The sequence below is a fragment of the Haemophilus haemolyticus genome (genome assembly GCF_003490935.1).
Taxonomy (GTDB): Bacteria; Pseudomonadota; Gammaproteobacteria; order Enterobacterales; family Pasteurellaceae; genus Haemophilus; species Haemophilus haemolyticus_M.
This window is the reverse complement of record NZ_QQGD01000002.1, coordinates 11937-32585: the sequence shown is the minus strand read 5'-3', so window position 1 is coordinate 32585 and position 20649 is coordinate 11937. Positions and strand designations below refer to the sequence as shown.

Annotated in this window: 9 protein-coding genes and 1 other RNA gene; 6 read left to right on the top strand and 4 right to left on the bottom strand. The window is 39.4% G+C overall.

Features of this window, described 5'->3' with window-relative positions:
- Positions 1–2 precede the first annotated feature (2 nt).
- The 4 genes from DV417_RS02435 (at position 3) to clpB (ending at position 4025) form a co-directional block, all read left to right on the top strand.
- Complete coding sequence (locus DV417_RS02435; protein WP_005632126.1) at positions 3–305, top strand: cell division protein ZapA; 303 nt, start codon at positions 3–5, stop codon at positions 303–305.
- 245 nt (positions 306–550) lie between these two features.
- Positions 551–748: non-coding RNA, 6S RNA (ssrS, locus tag DV417_RS02430), on the top strand.
- A 14-nt stretch (positions 749–762) separates the two neighbouring features.
- On the top strand, positions 763–1326 hold the full coding sequence (locus DV417_RS02425) for a 5-formyltetrahydrofolate cyclo-ligase (RefSeq protein WP_116962839.1): 564 nt from the start codon (positions 763–765) through the stop codon (positions 1324–1326).
- A 128-nt stretch (positions 1327–1454) separates the two neighbouring features.
- On the top strand, positions 1455–4025 hold the full coding sequence (gene clpB / locus DV417_RS02420) for an ATP-dependent chaperone ClpB (protein ID WP_118878454.1): 2571 nt from the start codon (positions 1455–1457) through the stop codon (positions 4023–4025).
- A 361-nt stretch (positions 4026–4386) separates the two neighbouring features.
- Here the strand turns inward: clpB and DV417_RS02415 are convergent, their stop codons facing one another.
- Positions 4387–10038, bottom strand: coding sequence for a YadA-like family protein (locus DV417_RS02415; protein ID WP_118878451.1), 5652 nt, complete (start codon positions 10036–10038; stop codon positions 4387–4389).
- Between the two features lie 282 nt (positions 10039–10320).
- Here DV417_RS02415 and DV417_RS02410 point away from each other — a divergent pair, with 282 nt between their 5' ends.
- Entirely contained in the window at positions 10321–10638 is a 318-nt protein-coding gene (locus tag DV417_RS02410; RefSeq protein WP_118801311.1) for a DUF4298 domain-containing protein, read from the top strand.
- A 318-nt stretch (positions 10639–10956) separates the two neighbouring features.
- On the opposite strand, the gene nhaA is transcribed toward DV417_RS02410, so the two are convergent.
- Positions 10957–12123 carry a Na+/H+ antiporter NhaA gene (gene nhaA / locus DV417_RS02405; protein WP_118861730.1) on the bottom strand — a complete coding sequence of 389 codons (1167 nt, stop codon included), beginning with the start codon at positions 12121–12123 and terminating at the stop codon, positions 10957–10959.
- 226 nt (positions 12124–12349) lie between these two features.
- Between nhaA and brnQ the strand changes: the two genes are divergently transcribed.
- Entirely contained in the window at positions 12350–13660 is a 1311-nt protein-coding gene (brnQ, locus tag DV417_RS02400; protein WP_118861731.1) for a branched-chain amino acid transport system II carrier protein, read from the top strand.
- A gap of 196 nt (positions 13661–13856) precedes the next feature.
- On the opposite strand, the gene DV417_RS02395 is transcribed toward brnQ, so the two are convergent.
- Together DV417_RS02395 and gss are read right to left on the bottom strand one after the other, a co-directional pair.
- Positions 13857–18374, bottom strand: coding sequence for a S6 family peptidase (locus DV417_RS02395; RefSeq protein WP_118878450.1), 4518 nt, complete (start codon positions 18372–18374; stop codon positions 13857–13859).
- Positions 18375–18581: 207 nt separating this feature from the next.
- Entirely contained in the window at positions 18582–20471 is a 1890-nt protein-coding gene (gss, locus tag DV417_RS02390; RefSeq protein WP_118878449.1) for a bifunctional glutathionylspermidine amidase/synthase, read from the bottom strand.
- Positions 20472–20649 lie beyond the last annotated feature (178 nt).

Genomic DNA, 20649 nt, shown 5'->3' with positions numbered 1-20649 from the left:
AAATGTCGTTAAAATTGGTCGAAATTTTAGTTTTGGGTCAGGTCTTGCGTTTAAACGTGCCCGTTGAACAAGAAGAATTACTGCGCCAAGCTGCGCGTAATTTAGATATATTGGTTTCCGAAATGAAAGAAAAGACAGGCCTCATTCAGCTTGATCGCGTTCTTTCAATTGTGGCACTCAATTTGAGTTTTGAATTAAGCCAAGAAAAAAATAAAGCGGCTAAAATTGAAGAGGTATTGAGAACGGGTATCCAACAATTAGATCATTCGTTAGAAAATATCCGTGTCAATAAAGAACAATATTAAATTGGAAAGTGCGGTGAAATAGGGCTGAGATTTTTTCAAATTAAAAGATGTAGTTAATTCAGTGCAATTAGTTAAAAATCACTTAAGTCACCGCAATATTCTTTAGATTCTTCTCTCCAAGAGCAATAAATACCTAAAACTAATCTGTGTTATCACACTCTTTTGTCGTTTTATAATCAACTCGTGAAAATTGACAAATAAATGCTAGTCAATACTGAGAATTTGGGCTAGTATAAACCCATAAGAATTACCTAGAGTGTTCGTCAGTAGGCTATGTCCCTGAGCCGATACTTTAAATCTTATAAATTGGTTTCCTATCGTTGGTGTGTAGGCTTAACCTTTGACTCGTTCATTGGGCTAAGAAACCTGAAAACGGTATCAACTGATTTCCTTGAACCGTCGGGTTCAAGGACTACTGCCCGCAGCGGCACTCTGGGTCCTATCTTCTTTCATTTCTATGAATATTCAAAAACGCCAGCAAATTCGCACTGAAATTCGAAAAATACGAGCAAATTTAACCGCACTTAAACAGCAACAAGCTGAACAATCAGTGACTCAACAGGCGTTAAATCTTATCGTTCAACGACAAGCCAAAAATATTGCATTATATTTTTCTTTTGATGGTGAAATTTCTACAAAAGCCTTAATCCAATCCCTTTGGATACAAAACAAAAATGTGTATTTGCCTGTTTTACATCCTTTTACTCAACATCATTTATTGTTTTTACACTATTTACCTGATACGCCAATGAGACAAAATCAGTTTGGTATTTGGGAGCCTAAGCTGAATGTTCAAAATGTTTTGCCATTAAATGAACTGGATATTTTATTTACGCCATTGGTGGCTTTTGATAAACAGGGAAACCGACTTGGCATGGGCGGTGGATTTTATGATCGCATGTTACAGAATTGGCAAAATAAGTCTTTTATTCCAGTTGGTTTAGCACATCAATGTCAGCAAGTAGAAAATCTTCCCACCGAGCATTGGGATGTCCCTCTATTCGATATTTTGGTGGGTTGAAACCTATCATCAAATTTTTATTGATAGATAAAATCAAAAATATTTCAATTTTTCTCTTGAAATCCATTCAAACGATCTTACTTAATTTGGGCAAACGGCGAAAGCCAAAACCAAATTGAGGAAATTGTATGAACATTGAAAAATTTACGACAAAATTTCAAGAAGCTTTAAGCGAAGCACAATCACTTGCTATCGGAAAAGACAATCAATTTATTGAACCCGTGCATTTATTGACCGCACTTTTAAATCAACAGGGCGGCTCCATTGCGCCAATTTTAACTGCAAGTGGCGTAAATGTGGCGTTATTGCGTAATGAGTTAAAGACTGAACTAAATAAATTGCCACAAGTGATTGGCAATGGCGGTGATGTCCAACTTTCACGTCAGCTTATTAATTTACTTAATCTATGCGATAAATTTGCACAGCAAAACCAAGATAAATTTATTTCGAGCGAATTGTTTTTACTTGCAGCTTTAGAAGAACGAGGAACGATCAGCGATATTTTGAAAAAGTGCGGTGCGAAAAAAGAACAAATTTCGCAAGCCATTCAGCAAATTAGAGGGGGACAAAACGTGAATGATCAAAATGCAGAAGAAAGCAGACAAGCATTAGAAAAATATACGATTGATTTAACTGCTCGTGCAGAAAGTGGCAAACTTGACCCCGTTATTGGGCGTGATGAAGAAATTCGTCGAGCGATTCAAGTATTACAACGTCGTACCAAAAATAACCCTGTGTTAATTGGTGAACCAGGTGTGGGAAAAACGGCGATTGTAGAAGGCTTGGCACAACGTATTGTAAATGGTGAAGTGCCTGAAGGTTTGAAAAATAAACGCGTCCTTTCATTAGATATGGGCGCATTGATTGCTGGTGCGAAATATCGTGGTGAATTTGAAGAACGTTTAAAAGCGGTGCTCAATGAACTTTCGAAAGAAGAAGGTCGAGTGATTCTCTTTATTGATGAAATTCATACTATGGTCGGCGCAGGTAAAACCGATGGTGCGATGGATGCGGGTAACTTATTAAAACCAAGTTTAGCACGCGGTGAATTACATTGTGTGGGGGCAACCACTTTAGATGAATATCGTCAATATATCGAAAAAGATGCCGCACTTGAACGTCGTTTCCAAAAAGTATTTGTGGACGAGCCAAGTGTAGAAGATACCATTGCTATCTTACGTGGTTTGAAAGAACGTTATGAAATTCACCACCATGTAGATATTACTGACCCTGCGATTGTCGCTGCAGCAACGCTTTCACATCGTTATATTTCCGATCGTCAGTTACCAGATAAAGCGATTGATTTGATCGATGAAGCAGCGTCTAGCATTCGTATGGAAATAGATTCTAAACCTGAACCGCTTGATCGCCTTGAACGTCGTATTATCCAATTAAAATTGGAACAACAAGCGTTACAAAAAGAAGAAGACGAAGCAAGTCGCAAACGTTTAGAAATGTTAGAGAAAGAATTGGCTGAAAAAGAACGTGAATATGCTGAACTTGAAGAAGTGTGGAAATCTGAAAAAGCGACACTTTCTGGCTCTCAACATATTAAACAAGAATTAGATACTGCAAAAACCGAACTAGAACAAGCTCGTCGCGCGGGTGATTTAGCTAAAATGTCTGAGTTGCAATATGGCCGCATCCCTGCTCTTGAAAAGCAACTTGAGCAAGCTGAAACCAGCGAAGGAAAAGAAATGACGCTTTTGCGCTATCGCGTCACAGATGAAGAAATCGCAGAAGTACTTTCTAAAGCCACTGGCATTCCAGTATCAAAAATGATGGAAGGCGAGAAAGAAAAACTCTTGCGCATGGAAGATGAACTACATAAACGAGTGATTGGCCAAGAAGAAGCGGTAGATGCGGTAGCAAATGCGATTCGTCGTAGTCGTGCAGGTCTTTCCGATCCTAATCGCCCAATTGGTTCTTTCTTGTTCTTAGGGCCAACAGGTGTCGGTAAAACAGAGCTTTGCAAAACTTTGGCTAAATTCTTGTTTGATAGTGAAGATGCCATGGTGCGCATTGATATGTCAGAGTTTATGGAAAAACACAGTGTCTCTCGTTTAGTGGGGGCGCCTCCAGGTTATGTTGGTTATGAAGAAGGCGGTTATTTAACTGAAGCTGTTCGTCGTCGTCCGTATTCAGTGATCTTATTAGATGAAGTTGAAAAAGCCCATGCGGATGTATTCAACATTTTATTACAGGTGTTGGATGATGGTCGTTTAACTGATGGGCAAGGTCGTACCGTGGACTTCCGTAACACCGTGGTGATTATGACCTCTAACTTGGGTTCTGATTTAATCCAAGGTAACAAAGAGGAAAGCTATAGCGAAATGAAGGCCTTAGTGATGTCGGTTGTTAGCCAACATTTCCGTCCGGAATTTATCAACCGTATTGATGAGGCAGTGGTATTCCATCCACTTGGTAAAGAGAATATTCGTGCGATTGCAAATATTCAATTAGAGCGCTTAGCAAAACGTATGGAAACTCGTGGCTACGAATTAGTGTTTACCGACGCTTTATTAGATTTCATTGCTGAAGTGGGTTACGATCCAATTTATGGTGCACGTCCATTGAAACGTGCAATTCAACAAGAGATCGAAAACAGCTTGGCACAACAAATTCTATCTGGTGCGTTATTACCTGGTAAGGTTGTTACCATTGATTACGCCAACGCAGAAGTTCAAGCTAGACAATAGGTGTTAAAAAGTGCGGTAAATTTGATCTGAGCCCAAAAAAACTGGGCTATTTACTTAAGGACTGATGACGATATTGTATCGTATTCAGTCCTTTTTAATTTCAGTTGAATTCGTTAGTGATTATAGTAATCCCAATAATCCTTTATGGTATTAACTATCTCCTTTTCTAGACATACTTTGGAATGATGCGATTTGTAGCCAAAATTAGACGATAAGCTATTATCAGATACGAGAGTCTTGGTCTGAATATAAAATGATTCCATTGGCTTGTTTACCCATAGTAAAATCTGCACCTCAATTGTTGGTTTATTTAGTCCAACTTTTTGGGGTGCAGATCATCCCATCATAAACGATTACGCTATTACCATTGGTAACCCACGCCTACGCCAGCACCGACATCACCACTGGTGTTTGCGTTGCCTTGAAGTTTTAAGATCACCTTACCATTGTCGCTTGCACGAGAGTAACCCACAGCTAAAGCATTTTGGCCTTTGAAGGTACCTGCTGAAGCCGCAACCATTGATTTACCTGGTTTGTAAACCTGTGGTAATGCTGCCGCTGCATTTGCACCCGCGATACCAGCACGGGCTTCTTTGCCTTGTTTATTAACTTTTCTGTCTAGGCGGTTAAATTCACCTGCATGGTTGTTAATAACTTGACTAAGATTATCTACTTTACCTTCAACGTGATTAATATTCTGTGTATTTTTATTCACTTGAACATTGGTTGCATGTAATTGGCTACCATTTATTGCATCAGTTGAAGTTGCAGAGATTACACCTGTTGCAACATTTTGGATTTGCGCTTCGTTACCTTTATCACCTACAGAAACTACACGAGTGTCTGGACCTGTTTTACCAGCAACAGTAGCTGAAGGATCAATACTATAACTACCAACATTTGCTTTACCGGCTTTCGCACCAGCTCCGATTGCGACAGAACCTTTGGTTGCCTCTGCTCCAACTGTAGCACCGTTGCCAATAGCAACTGCATCTTCAACGGCTGCATTGCTGTTTCCACCAATTGCCACGCTGTTTGGTGCGGTTGCTTTCGCAGCTTCGCCGGTAGCGTTTGCTTTGAGGTAGTCGTTGCCTACAGTTACAGTCATCTTGCCGTTTTCAGACTTGCCTTTTACGGTAAGTCCAGTACCTGCCTCTGCTTTAAAGTCAACTACATCCGCATTTTTCACGGCGGTAGCGACGTTATTGTCAGAGGTTGAAACCACCCAACCTAAGTTTTTCGCATCAGAAATGGTAATTGCGTTTCCGACATTAGAGTTATCTAAATCGACTAAACCATTTTTAGCTTTCTCAACAGGTTTATCCGTTGCTGGAGTAACTGGTGTTTGTGCTACGGCACCAGTGTTTGGTTTACCATTTGTTAAGTCGCCAGCTTTGTAATATGTACCATCTACATTTACGATTTGCTCACCGTCGTTATTGTAAGCAATGGTATTTGCCCCCTTAGGTAAACTTAATGTGCTGGTATCAACATCCACAGAAACTGTCGTCGTATCTACACCTGTAGCAGCATCGCGTTTAGTTACTGCTTTAATAATAGTACCTTTACCATTTACAAAGTTGACTACATCGTTAGGCGTTACTTTTTCAGATTTCGCCGGATCAGTTTCATCTTTGTTCGCAGCGTTTTCTACGGTTGTTTTACCGTTTTGTTGAACAAAGAAGCCCGATTTATTCACAGTTTGATCGAGTTGGTCTTTGTTCACTGCTTGATCTGGGTTTTCAGCCCAGCCGACGTTATTCAGTTGAACGCCGTCTTTACCTGCGTTAATCACATCTTTGTCTTTGCCAGTTTTTTCAGCTTTCTCCAATTCAGCAACTTGCTTCGCAGCCTCTTCCAAGACTTTTGGTAAAAGTTGTTCTACGGTTGCAGTTGGATTCTCGCCTCGTACTTTTTCAATAGCCGCAGCTATTGCTTTATCTTCAATTGTAGTGCGGTATGGATTTTTGCCCATATTTGAGTTGGCATCAGATAAAGTAGCGCCCGATTTCACCGCAGTTTCTGGTGTAGGTTTGTTGCCGTTGTTGTCTAACTTAACCGTGCCATCATTATTAACATCAGCCTCTTTATACCAGTTACCATCATTCGCTTGTTTTAAGTTATCACCAGCTGAATTTTTCACGTTTGCGTAATTAATAGGCAAATCAGTGTCGAATTTCACTACGGTTGAAGTTTCTTTTTCGCCATTTGAATTAATCGTTTTAACTGTTGCAGTTTTTACCGTGATGCCTTTCCCATCGGCGAAACGGAGTTCATCATTTGGATTAACTTTTTCATCTGCATTTTGGAATTTATCGTTTGCAAAAGCATCTTTGGCTTTACCTACCGTCCAACCTGATTCTTGGATCGCTTTGTAAACCGTGTTGCCATCAACAAAGTGATTACCTTTATCAACATTACTTACCTCAACAGGGGTTGTTGTGGTGTTATCTACCACTTTTCCATCAGCATTTACCGTGTAATTTGAAGGCTGTTTACCTTGTTTTGCTGTTGGAGTTTCACCGCTGAAATCTACGTCTTCTCTTTTGTAGAGTTTACCGCCAAGATTAACATAAGTTGTGCCACCAATGTTATATTCGCCTTTTTTAACTACTTCACCTTTCTCAAGAGAAATATTGATATGACGAATACCTTTTTCATCTGTTTCACCTGTTACTTTAATGCCATCTTTACCATTAAAACGAACTTCATTTGCGTTGGTAACTTTATCAGCATATCCATCATTGCCTGTTGAAACTACAAAGCCTAAGTTTTTAGCATCAGTAACAGTAATAGCATTACTATTAACAGAATGTTCTAAATCTGCCAAACCTGTTTTTTTCGCTTTTACTGTGCCATCTAGTTTTTTCGCTAAATTTTCTTCTGCTGTTTTAGTCGTATCTGGTGCTGCTAGTGCTGTTAATTCTGCCTCAGTTGCTGCTGTTGAAACAGATGGATTTAGAATTAATTTTCCATCGTTCAGTTGGGTAACAGCATAATATTGATCACCTACTTTTACCAACTGATTACCATCTTTATCATAAGCAATAGTATTTGCACCCTGCGCCACGTTGGTCAGGGTTACGTTATTGCCGGCTTTGCCTGCTTCGGTATTCGTTGGATTGTTCATTGACGCAATCACATTAGCAATTGGTTGTATTTGACTTACTTCCGTTGCATCACCAACATTATCTTCCATTGTACCGGCAGGATAATATTTATCACCGATTTTTACTGTACCGGCAGGATAGTATTGGCCGTCAATGTTTACCGTACCTTCCGGGTAATATTTGCCGTCAGGGTATTTCACGACTTTATTGCCGTCTGAATCGGTATAAACCACCGGGAACGCATCACGCAAGCCGGAAGCGACGGCATAAAGTTGTGAACCGTTAATCGCATCGGTTGAGGTTGAAGAAATCTCGCCCGATGCAACGTGTTTGATTTGGCGTTCGCCGTAAACGGTAGTGCCGTCTTTATCTGTAGTTTCCGTACCAATAGAAACAAAACGTCCTTGCAATGCCAAATCGGCTTTTTCTGCTTCAGAACCGTCTATTTTGGTTGCACCTAAATTACCTTTAAAGCCGCTATAAACCAGTCCGTTTACGTTAGCAGAGTTTACTTTTTTCACCGTTGGCTCACCATCACTGTTGTTACCTAATACAACGGCGTTTTCACGGTTTTCCAGGCGGCGGCCTATGCCATAGACTCTGACATTATTACCCAACACCATGACATTTTTTGCCCATACCCAGTTGTTTGAACCAACAACGAAAGAATTCTCTCCGCTTTGGCCTTCTTTAGGCGAGACTGAGGCAGTATTGTCACCCGTAGCAGTCCATACCGGATTTTCTCCGACAATATTGTTTACACCAAATGCCCCTGCGCTTTTCCCTCTTACTTTATTGTTATAACCAAAAGCAGAGCCCTTTTCAAAAAGAACATGGCTAGATGAGCCGACAGCGGTTGCATTTGGTGCATCAGCAGAACCGTATCGTCTAACGCCCTCAATGGTAGAAAAACCTGTTAAACCTGCTTTTGCATCTGCACCAATTACTACCGCATTAGGCGATGTGCCATATACCTTGGCATTTTTCGCAGCGGAAAAGGCGTTGGTTGAATCTTTGCTTAACACTTCCGCATCATCGCCCAATGCAACGGATTTTTCTGCCGCTGCAACGGAAGAACGACCGATGGCAATGGCACCGGTTTTGGATTTGCCGCTGCCGTATGTTGCTTCAAATACTTTTTTGGCTTCATCGTATGCTGCTTTACCAGATGTCTGAGCTGTTTTGGCAGTGCTTAAAGCGGTTTGTGCTGTTTTTGCTTTGGTGATGCCGTTTTGCAACCGTTTTGCCAGGTTGACCAAATAAGCCAGATGCTCGTTTGCTTTACCGGTTTCGGTATTTTTGATGGCGGCGATTTTGTTAATCAGCGCTTCGTTATCAAGCATCGGTTGTGCATTTACCATATCTGCTTCACCGCTTGCCGTTAATTTTCCCGCCAGCGTGGTCAATTCGCTGAATGTAATGCCTGCCGCAGTCAACTCGTTTTGAATTTTGTTATTTTCAGCCTGATAAATCGTGCCGGTTTCGGCGTATCTGTTAATCAGGAGTCTAAGGTTTTGCGCTTCGGTAGATAAATTGGTTTTTGCCGCATAATCGTCGGCATCCGCACTATTAACCGCTTTATTCAAATTGCTGTATGTGTTGTAGGCGGAGCGGTATGTTTTGTAAGCCTCCCTGATTGTATTGGCATCAGTCTCTGTTACCCCTGCAATCGCTTCATTACCAAGTGCAATAGTGCTACTACCGATTGACCGTGAATCTGTGCCGAATACCATTGCATTCTCAGAAATTGCCATTGGACCAACCCCGTTTTGGGTAGATGATCCCACAGCTAATGTCTGATTTCCATAGGTATTAGCCTTTGTGCCAATCGCCGTACTGCGGACACCGCCGGCAAAGCTTTGAACACCGAAGGCAGAAGCATCAGTTGTTGCAGCGTGTGCTTGTCGGCCAATAGCAATGGCACGCTGCGCACTGTTCCAACCGGTTTCGGCATATGCACCCATTGCGATAGAGGATCTGTCCGAACTGTATGTCTTATCGCCAATCGCAATACTTTGCAAACCGTTGGCAAAGGCTTTGTTACCGACTGCAACGGATTTCACCCCTGCCGATTTGGCTTCGATACCTGCGGCAATCGATGCACCGCCGATAGAGGTGGCTTTTTCTCCCAATGCCATGGAGGTAAAGATTCGTCCCTCTCCATCGTTCGCCAGCCTATCTATTTTATACATGGCAGTCGCATCCCTGCCGATGGCGATACCGTTTCCTACAATGGTTCTTGAGTTTGCACCGATAGCAATACTGCTGCCCCAGTCTGCGCTGGCGTTGGAGCCGATGGCAACGGTGTTTTCACCTGATTGGAAAGTGGCAACCAATCCCCGCTTGCTTCTGGCATCTTGGCCGATAACCACCGAACTGCCCGCCGTTGCCGTCGCACGGGTGCCGATGGCAATCGCATCATGTACGTCATTTGATACGCCGCCGTCCGGTCTTGGTTCGACACGTGCCTGCGCGCCGATGGCAATGCTGCGTTTGTTGAGAGCCTTATTAGCACTCATGATGACGTTTGCACCCGAGCCAATCGCAAGCGAGTCGTTGGTTTCTGCATTAGCACCATGACCTATTGCCGTTGCACCTTCAACATTGCTATTTTCTCCTGCTGCCGCTTTTTTGCCTACGGCAATGGAATCTTTGCCGGTTGTTTTGGCTTGTTCGTCGGTCGGAATGGCTGTTGTACCTGCCGCCGAATCATCCGATATGGCAATCAGGCTGTCCGCAGCCGTATGTGTGGCGGCTTGAACTCCACTAACACTTCCCAAAAGTGCGGTAGAAATTGCCGCTAATTTTATAGATTTTGATTTACCTTTGGCTGAGGCTAATTCCCCCACAGCTGTCCAAGTTTGCGTGGCGTGATTCCAAATTACTTTAAAAATGTTGTTCATTAGATTCTTTCTCCTAAACTCAAATAAATGAGCAATCCGTTGCTTGTTGTATGAAAAATAATAAAAGACTTATGTTGAAAAGCAGCCTGTTTAAGACTATAGAGCGCAGATTCTATAGAGAACAACAATAAATGAAAAGTATCTTTACCAAACTTTACAATCTTTACATTCTTTACATTCAATATAGATTATTTATGCTATGCCTTTCGAGAGTTAGTAAGATATCAAGAGGAGCAAAGTGCGGTAAAATTTAACCGCACTTTGATTGAATGGGAGAAAAATATGCTATCAAAAGAACGATTATTTCAACTTGTCGAAATGGAAAGTATTTTAGATGAGGCAAATGGTTTTCTTGCAGAGGCGGAGCAGTTTTTGGAAAAATGGCAGGCGTTTTTGCCCAAGATGAAACGCTTAGAACATTATTACTTCGAAGGGGATTGGCGAGAGGATTTCGAGGCTTACGAAAATGGCGAGGTACCGAAAGCGCAACCTTGTGGCGTACTTTCCGAAGACTTAGTTTTTAATGCCAGTGTTGCGCAACAGAGCTTGGCGATTGAGTATTTGAAGGTGGTGACTAAAATTCTCGAACCAACGAAATAATTGCAACCAATAAATTAGAAATTGCATTATCTAATTTTGCTTGAATTTATAAAACAAAAGTTCTGTAAATTGATCTGCTAAAAAGGAATGTTCATTTAAGGAGTAGTAATGATAGTAATATCTTACTGTATCAATTATCTCCTCGCTACAGTTAAATTCTCAACTATAAAAACATTCCGTTTTTAATCGACCAAATAAACTTTCCATTTCCGCATTGTCTAAATAGTTTTCTTTTTTTGACATACTTTGTATGTCATCGGTCGATTATTTAGTCCAACTTTTAGGGCTACAGATCAATTTACCGCACTTTGTGTATGATTAGATTCGTTTTGTCGTTTGTTTCAAGAATAAATACCCAAGCGTTGCCGAAACCGTTGAACCGAGTAAGATTCCTAAACGAGAAAGCGTATTAACACTTTCTCCAGCATCTGCGTCAAAAGCAAGGCTTGCTAAGAACATTGACATCGTAAAGCCGATACCACATAAAACTGCGACGGCAAAAATTTGTTTAAACTTGATTCCATCCGGTAATTTAGCTAATCCCAACTTAACGGAAATATAACTAAATCCGAAAACGCCGACTGGTTTACCAATAATTAAACCGCACGCGATAGCCAATAATAATGGTGATGAGATCATACTCACATCAATACCGTCAAAACTAACGCCTGCATTAGCAAATGCAAAGAGTGGTAAAATAACGAAGGATGACCAAGGCGCTAGAATGTGCTCAAAATCGTGCAATGGTCGTTCACCTTTTTTACCTTTTAATGGAATGCAAAAACCAATAATCACACCAGCCAACGTCGCATGAACACCAGATTTTAAAACAGATGCCCATAAAATTGTCCCAACCACCATATAGGCACAAAGCGCGCTAACTCTAAAGCGGTTTAATAAGACCAAAGTCAAAATCGAAATACCAGAGAAAATTAGAGCCTGCACACTTAATTCATGAGAAAAGAAAAGAGCAATTACAACAATCGCGCCTAAATCATCAATAATAGCAAGTGCGAGTAAAAAAATCTTGAGAGGCAATGGCACTTGCTTACTCAATAATGCCATGATGCCAAGCGCAAAAGCGATATCTGTCGCCATAGGAATAGCCCAGCCGTTTGCAAGGCTAGGATCCTGTTTTGCAATAAACCAATAAACCAACGCGGGTACGATCATTCCACCCACCGCAGCAATAGCAGGGAAAATAGCTTGTTGGTAGGAAGAAAGTGCGCCTTCGAATAATTCTTTTTTAACTTCCATTCCCACTAACACAAAAAACACCGCCATAAAACCATCGTTAATCCAGTGAATTAAGGTTTTATTAATAGAGAAACTGCCAATTTGCAAACTGACTGGCAAATTCAAAAAATCATTATATTGACTGCTTAATGGCGAATTAGCCAGCAACATCGCTACTGCAGCAGAAAAAAGCAACAAAATACCACCAGCGGATTCTAATTTTAAAAAGCGTTGAATCAGTTGTACCATGCAAACTCCTTCCAAAAATAAATAACAAAAAATTAACAAAGGCTGAATCCTAGCATATTTTTGCCCTAAAAGGGAAAAGTGCGGTGGATTTTGCAGGGATTTTTATCGAATTGTCGATAAGATTCTTCATATTGTGACGAAATTCACATTTTTAGTTTTACAGAATAGGGATTTTCTACACTTTGTAGTAGAATGCAGGCCTTTTTATTTTTAGAGTCAAAAAATTATGTTTTCACGTAAAGATATTATCGTTTTAGGAATGATGATCTTCGCCTTATTTTTAGGTGCAGGTAACATCATTTTTCCTCCAATGGAAGGCTTCACTGCAGGACAGCATTGGGCTGGCGCATCCTTCGGTTTTGTATTAACCGGCGTTTTAATGCCTTTTATTACACTTGTTATTGTATCTATTTTAGGTCGTGGTGAAGAACTCACGAAAGATTTACCTAAATGGGCGGGCACTGGTTTTCTCGTTATACTTTATCTAACCATTGGCTCCACCTTTGCAATGCCACGTATCACGAATGTCGCTTACGAAATGGCTTGGTTACCTTTAGGCTTAGTCGAAGATAATGCGAGTGTTCGTTTCCTCTTTTCAGTAATTTTCAACTTAATCGCGATGGGCTTTATGATTCGCCCAAATACCATTATTTCAAGTGTTGGTAAATTCATGACACCGGCATTGCTTGTGTTATTAGTTGCCGTAGCCGTCACTGTCTTCATTTCACCTTTATCTGAAATTCAAGCGCCAAGTAAAGCCTATGAAAATGGCCATTCTTTATTAATCGGCTTAACCAGTGGTTATCAAACCATGGACGTACTCGCAGCTATTGCTTTCGGTGGAATCGTCGCTCGCGCACTTGCAGCAAAAAATGTAACTCAACCCAAAGATATCGTGAAATACACTATCTCAGCTGGATTTGTTTCAGTCATCTTACTTGCGGGTTTATATTTTTCGCTTTTCTATCTAGGCGCGACTAGTGCTGCAGTTGCAGAAGGTGCAACTAATGGCGGACAAATTTTCTCTCGTTATGTAAATGTATTATTTGGTTCTGCTGGCACTTGGATTATGGCGGGTATCATTATATTAGCAAGCTTAACAACACTTGTTGGTGTAACGAGTGCCGCAGCTGATTATTTTTCAAAATTCTCTGTGCGTTTTTCTTACCCATTCTGGGCCGCACTTTTTACCGCAATGACAATCACTGTTTCACAATATGGTTTAACTGATCTACTTCGCATAACGATACCAGCTTTGTTATTAATTTATCCAGTAGCTATTGTGCTTGTATTATTGCAATTCTTACGCAAAAAACTTCCATCAATAAAATTTACATACAACAGCACATTAATCGTAACTGTTTGTTTTAGTTTATGTGACAGCTTAAATAACGTTAAAATGTTACCAGAAAGCATTAATTCATTATTGGAACACTTCCCTCTTTCATCTGAAGGAATGGCTTGGTTGGTTCCGACTTTAGTGATGTTAGTTGTAAGCATTTTAATTGGAAAAGCATTGCCTAAAGCAAGTCATTAATATTCAAAAAAATTAAAACTAATTTTCATCAGCCATCAAACATAGAACTATACAACCACTGTTTGATGGCTGATTTTTTATTCCAATCTAGAAACCTCACCCTAAAAAATACAAAATAAAAAGGACTGAGTCCGATAAATATCGTCATCAGTCCTTAAAGCTCGTATTTATTTTGCTCTAAATTTCTACCGCACTTCTACCAAGTAAAACCAATCTTTAATGAAGCGAATTTCTGTGGTGCAACATCAGAACCCTTAAGCATTCCAATATTCGTGCTTATATTCCACTGTTTCATCTGAGCACTAAAACCAAGTTCATGAGTAAAATAACGTCCAAATTGTTGTTTTAATGTGACATCATTGACGCTTAATACACCGTCAATGGCAAGTTTTCTTTGAGTGGCATCATAGTAATTGCTTGAGAAACTTGGGGTGAATTTTACACCATTTATATCAAACGTTTTATCTAACATTACACCAGCACGGTAAGTGGTTAAATGTAAGGTTTTACTGTTGATATTTGCACCGTCTAAGTGGTAGTTTGTGCTAGATAGACGGTGGTAGCGCATACCAACTGAAGGTGTGACATTAATTCCCCAGTCCAAAGAAGCCCCAATATTTCCACCTACACTAAAAATATTTCGGTGGAACGTTTTGTTTTCTTCGTCAAATTTTACATTGTTACGGCTGTGTCCATAACCTAAGTCAAAACTTGCAAAGACACCATTATTCCACTCGCCTTTAACAAAACCATTTATGCCAGTTAGTCGGTTTGTACCCGATACATTTTCATTAAACTCATTATTCGCACGAGAATGAGAAAGCACTGCACCAATTTGCATGTTCGAATTTAATACCTGAGCGACGCCAACTTGAGTTAATGTTAAATTTTGCTTATATGGACGATTATAGTCGGAACGATAAGTTCTCTGGCTTGCTTCCGTATTCACCCAAACATTCGATTTATCTTGGCTTAATAAATGACGATCTAAGTTTCGTCCAATTTGTAATACCGAATTAACACTTGAAGAAAGCTCTGATAAAGCTGTATTGGAATAACGGCTGATAAGCTGAGCTTGCACTGGCAGTGCAACAGTCGAAGATTGAGAACTTAAAAATTGCTGAATTTCCTGATCAGTTTGATAAGCCTTTTCAAGGCTATTCAGTAATGCTAATACCGCCTCATTCAAGGAAACTTGCGCAGAATTAACCGCACTTTGATTGCCAGAAGTTTGAGCATTAATTAAAGTTTGTTGAGCTGATTCAACACGTGTAATGTTTGCATCAATTTCCGCTTCAAAGGCAGTAATGTTACTTTCATCTGCCACTTTTGCAACTTTACGACAAATATCAGAAGAAAGCCCTTGAACTTCACAGAGCCACTGTGCATAACTTGCCTTATTCATTTGTGAATCATTTTTCAAACGATTAAATTCTGCTTGTAACTTATCGTATTGAGTCGAAAGCGTATTCACAGTATTTCTCATACCAGTTAGCATTTGCAGTAATTTTTGAGCTTGATTTTCACTCTTTTCTGCCTGAGCTCTTAAGCCTCGATACTCATTACGTTGATTTTCCAAACGTGCTTTATATTGAGTAAATTGGTTATATAAGTTACGACGTTTAATAAAGCGAATACGCCAAGTACGATTATATTCATAAAAAACATTATCAATTTGATTATTAGTTTGGCGAATATCAGCTAACAAACGCTCAATCTGAGCATCATCTTCTGTTTTTTGTTTTTGTGCGTGACTATATTCACGAGTTAAATTAGCAAGCTCTAGTCTTTTGCTATTTAGTTTATTCTGAACCGATTCAAATTCACGCTGACTATTTAATATTAATTGGTTGTTATCCCGAGAATGTAATTCTGCATCACGTAACGGGTTATATAATCGATAATCATTGCTACGATTTGTTAAAATATAACGATAAGCCCCTAAATCGACATAGCCATTTTCAAGAGAAAATTGCGCATCCCCAATAGCTTGTTCAGGATGATTTAATTTAACTAAACTTAATGGGTTTACCTCATTGGGTTCTCTCCCCGTATTTTTCACAGAAAGAAGATATGCTCCTGATGCTAGTCCATTTACTGTAATATGATCGCCACGACGTTCAGCAATATTAGTTAAAAAACGAAAATGCCCATTACCCGTCAATTTTCCATTTATTGTCAATTCATTAAATTGTACCCAACTACGATAATCCTTATTTAGCTCATCATAGCCCGTATTTAATGTAACTTGACTATTGGGCGAAAATTCGAGATTTCCCACCGTACTATTACCTGTTAGCATCCATTGGCTATAGGGTTGTAAACGAATTTGAGTCATCGGTGTTGCATTTACACGCCCCACTAAATGCGCTTTACCTAGATTAAATTGACTCGTTTCTTTTAAATCGATATTACCACTTACTACTGTTACAGGAACACTATCAAAGGCTGCCTGACTTAGTATTTTATTTTCAGTACAACTCGTTATTCCTGTATATGAGGCACGGATACACTCATTGGATTTATTCTGAGTAAAACCGAGTTGGATTTGAGCTTGATGACGAGCATTAAAATTCCCTTCTAACAAGCTCACATTACGACTACTTTCTAATTTTCCATTACCAGAAACATTAAATTCATGAGCCTTGAATTGACGATTAATCCAACTATTTTCATCTATGACTTCTTTTTGGTTTAAATGATCGTAAGCATGCGGAGTTGGGATGCCAGAAAGCACTAAATGACCCGCAGATATGTTTAAATTGCCATTTAAGTTAGTACCTCCATTCAAAACAAGCACACTATTGTGATAATTCGGGTTGTAATTAAACGTTAATGCACCGTTATAACGCTGAGAATCATACTCACCAAGGAAACCACTAAAGGTATCTAAATGTTTTTTTGCATTTTCTTGAACAAGTGCATTCTTTATAACTTGTTGTCTGTCGTTACCTAAGAATTCCCAATCATTTGTTGTTTCCATATCCCAAGGAAAATAAGCATGTGGATTTTTTCCTTCTTTTAGACGGAAATAATCTAATCGGTTATTTCTATAATTATTTTTGTATTCATAAATAGCTAATGATGATGTTGGTTCTTGTCCCCATTTTACCCATTCAATATTTTGTTCAGTAAGAGCATCTCGACCAATAATGTGAATGTAGGCAGATTGAGTGCGGTTATTATTAACAATCTTTGCACCCTCATCTGCATTTTGAATTCGATGGAAAGTCAGATTATTACCATTTATATCTAAACGTCCTCCTCGGAAGCCAAAATAAATGTTATCTGGATTAACCTGTTTGTTATTTGCCAGTACAACAGTTGCCCGGCCGCTGGTAATTCCAACTTGATTAAAGGCCTGTTGCTGTCCATTCAGCATTTTTTGATCAAGAACAACTGTACCATCCCCCACACTAATATCGCCTAGGTTTTTACCTTGACCATCAATATATAGCGTACCTGTTCCCAATTTTGACAGACGGTCATTAATAGGATTTTTTACGCGCCAATGAACAGTTTTATCACCATTCACCACAATGCCTGCACCAAGCCAAGTATAATCATTGTTATCAGCTTGAACGGTCATATTCTGATTAAAATGTAACGCCCCCGCACCCTGATTAATATTGTTTTTCAATATCAATGTTGAGCCTTCTCCGCCTTGGAAATGAATTGTCTTACCGTTTTCTAATGAAGGGCGAAATTGATTATTATCCTGAGATTTTTTAGTCAAGTCAGCAACTGGCAAGGTAATATTCTGATTACCAACTTGTAAAATACTTATTCCATTATTCTTATTATCCCAAGTTATTCTTTTTGCATTTAGCTGGACGGTTGTTTCATCATCCTTGAATGCTTTTTCAATGGTATCGGGCTGAATAATTGTATAGATATTATTTGAACTATCATAACCTGCATAAGTTGATAATACTCCTACTAATACCCAACGTTGTTCTTTAGCATCATAGGCTAAAAGCGCAGAACCACTATCTCCTGGCAATCCATAGGTTCCTAACGTATCATAAAGATCACCGTTAAATAGCACCCAATTATCCATTGAGCTATTAGGTTTAAGTGGTGTACCGCCTGTAAGATAGTTATACGCAGATGTTAATGACGTTTTTACTTTTCCGTCCTTACTTCGTAAATATTGAGTACCAGAGCCGACTCGCACAAAATATGGGTAACGATTCTTATTTAAGAATGCATTATTATATGGTCCAGTCTTTCTAGCATTATCAAAAGCAATATTATTTAGCGAAATTGGCGCAACTTCGGTGACTAATTTATGTAAACGTGGTGCATGAAAATCAAGGGTAGGGTGATTATTACGTTCTGTAATAAGATAATTAAAGTGATGATTATCTGCATTGTTGCTATTTTCACCAAATTGTACTGAACCATAGCCTAAGTTATGCTTTACACTGGCAATGTATTGAGGATTAAATAAGGTCGCAACGCCGCTTACCCGACTTGCTACATGTAAATCAGGCATAGCCCAATGGGGCAACATAGTTGAAACTTGCTGACCTTGTTTATTAAAAATTGGAATATTCTGCGCTCCCACCGAAAATACGCCTTTATTTTCAGCAAAATCACGAAAATATTGATAGTCCACATCATTGCGAACCATAGATGCTTGAACATTTGAGCCAGCTAAAGCAAGGCTTAACGCTAATAGCGTTGGACAAAAAAAATGAATTTGATGCATAAAGTTTCCTTAATAAAATAAAACAAGGAGACCTTTGTGCTAATGTTTTAGAGAAAATAAAATTGAGTAAAGTACAGTGAAAGTCTGAGAGTTTTTTAGTTATGCTCAGATAATAATAAATTTGAAGCAATAATGCACACAAATAATTTTAATTCACTCATGTAAAATGATTCAATTGCTCTTTTATTAAATAATTAAATCATATTTTTACTGTTCAAAGAACTGCTTATCCTTCAACACCCTCAAAGGCTGCATATCACTGTTTCCCATAATGACACGACTCGAATCAGAACGTAGGCAAGTGCCGCCATAATGCCCTCCAACGGTAAAAGTACAGATTTGCAAATATTGATCTTCCACTTGTGGTAAACACCAAAGCTGTTGATAAATACTATCTTGCTGACCAAACTGCCCATCGGTTGTGTCTAGCATGGAATTATTTTCACCAATCAATTTAACGTTATCACCTCGGCGACCTGCAATTGGTTTTTGTGCATAGCCGTTTTGAATTAAGTTTGGAGTGAGATGAAAACTTGCCTCTAACAAATAACGATGATTAGGGAATAAAGACCAAAGCACAGGCAAAATCGCCTTATTACTTGGAATTGCCGTCCAAAGTGGTTCATAAACTAACACTTCTGGGCGAAGTAACACATCAATTAACCGCACTTTATCTTCAGGATAACCTGTGCGAATAGGCGGAGCCACTTCCATTTCTGTAGCATCTTCACGAAGTTGTTCCAACATTGTTTCCCAAGCCCAAGTTTTCCAAACAGTTTGAACTTGATTATTTTCATCATCAATTAATTGACCTCGATTATCCCAATGCAATCCTTCTGTGTCGTGAATAATTTTAGCTTGAAAACCTGCTTGCACTAATGCTTGTTGCATAAACATCGCGTGATAATCTTCTTCATCATTGTGATCTTGCAAAATATGAACTAATTTTGAGGCTTGACTATGTTGCCAACAATCAGCTAACGCATTACGCAAACCATCGGACGGATTTTCTCCCAATACGCCACCAGCTTGTTTTGCCCAGCGATTCATAATATCGCCTGCCTCAGCATGGCAAGAAGCTGAGTCGGCATTATATTCATAGACTTTCAAACCTCGTTCACTCATACAGAAATCTAAACGACCTGTAATCGTCTGATAACGGCGATTTTGCCAAGAAAGTCTTAAGCGTGGCCAAAGGAGCTTCGGAATATTAAAATACTGTAACAGGTTATCATCTTTAAGTACCTTGTCTGTCGCATGTAAATACATTAAATGCAGTTCATTAGTGGCGTGAATCAATTCTTGTTGAGCACTTTCGGACATAGCAAAATAGCGATATTGATCAGAATGACTCACTTTGTGCCCGTGCATAGCCTTAATATATGCCGCGTCAAATGGCTCATTTTCATTTAACCATTTCCCATTAAATTGACCGTGATTATCAACATGATGAGCTTGTAACCGAAGTGCGGTTGATTTTGGGAAAGGTTGGGGTTCTGAAAATTCAGTATCGTTTGTTTGAATCATCCAGCCAAGAATTTTAGTATCATCAAAAGTATCTTGTAGAAAATAACCTTGTTCTGAAACAATCATCGGCAATTCTCGTGTCCATTGCTGACCGCTTGGCAAGCGGGAATGAATCACATTTTGCTCGGCGATTCGAACGCGATCAGGCAATACCTCGGTGATAATTGCCACATGCCCCGTGTGTTTAAATTCTCCCCCTTCTTGCCAAATTAATAAGGAGCCTGCTTGAGGTTTTCGTTTGCAACCATTAGCAAATGCTTGCAAGGGCAACAAGGCATCGTTCACCACTTGGCGTAAAAAACGTAAAGAAAAGATCTCGTACGCCATACCGACATCGGCAAACACAACGCCATGATTGAGATATAAATAACGACGTGCAAATTCCACACACTGCCATTTATAGCCCATATATTCTCGCCCTAGATAACTCCGAAATGCGGCATCATTCGGGAACTCTTTATCATCTGCAGTATTGTAATCAGAGGAATAAATTGCCACGCCACCAGGCGCATATCCAAGCAAGCTACCAAAAGGATCGTGGGTAATGATATTGGTTGAACGTTCTGTCATAGTATCTTCCGAGTAAAAAATGAATGCGGTTAGTATAGATCTTTTATTTTTATTACGGAAATCAATAAAATTTTTACCGCACTTTTTTCGTAGCAAATTTTTGATTTATCTCATCTTTTCATCAAATCATTCTTTACCATTTAACTTCTTAGATTAAAATGAACGTGCTTTTCGAGTA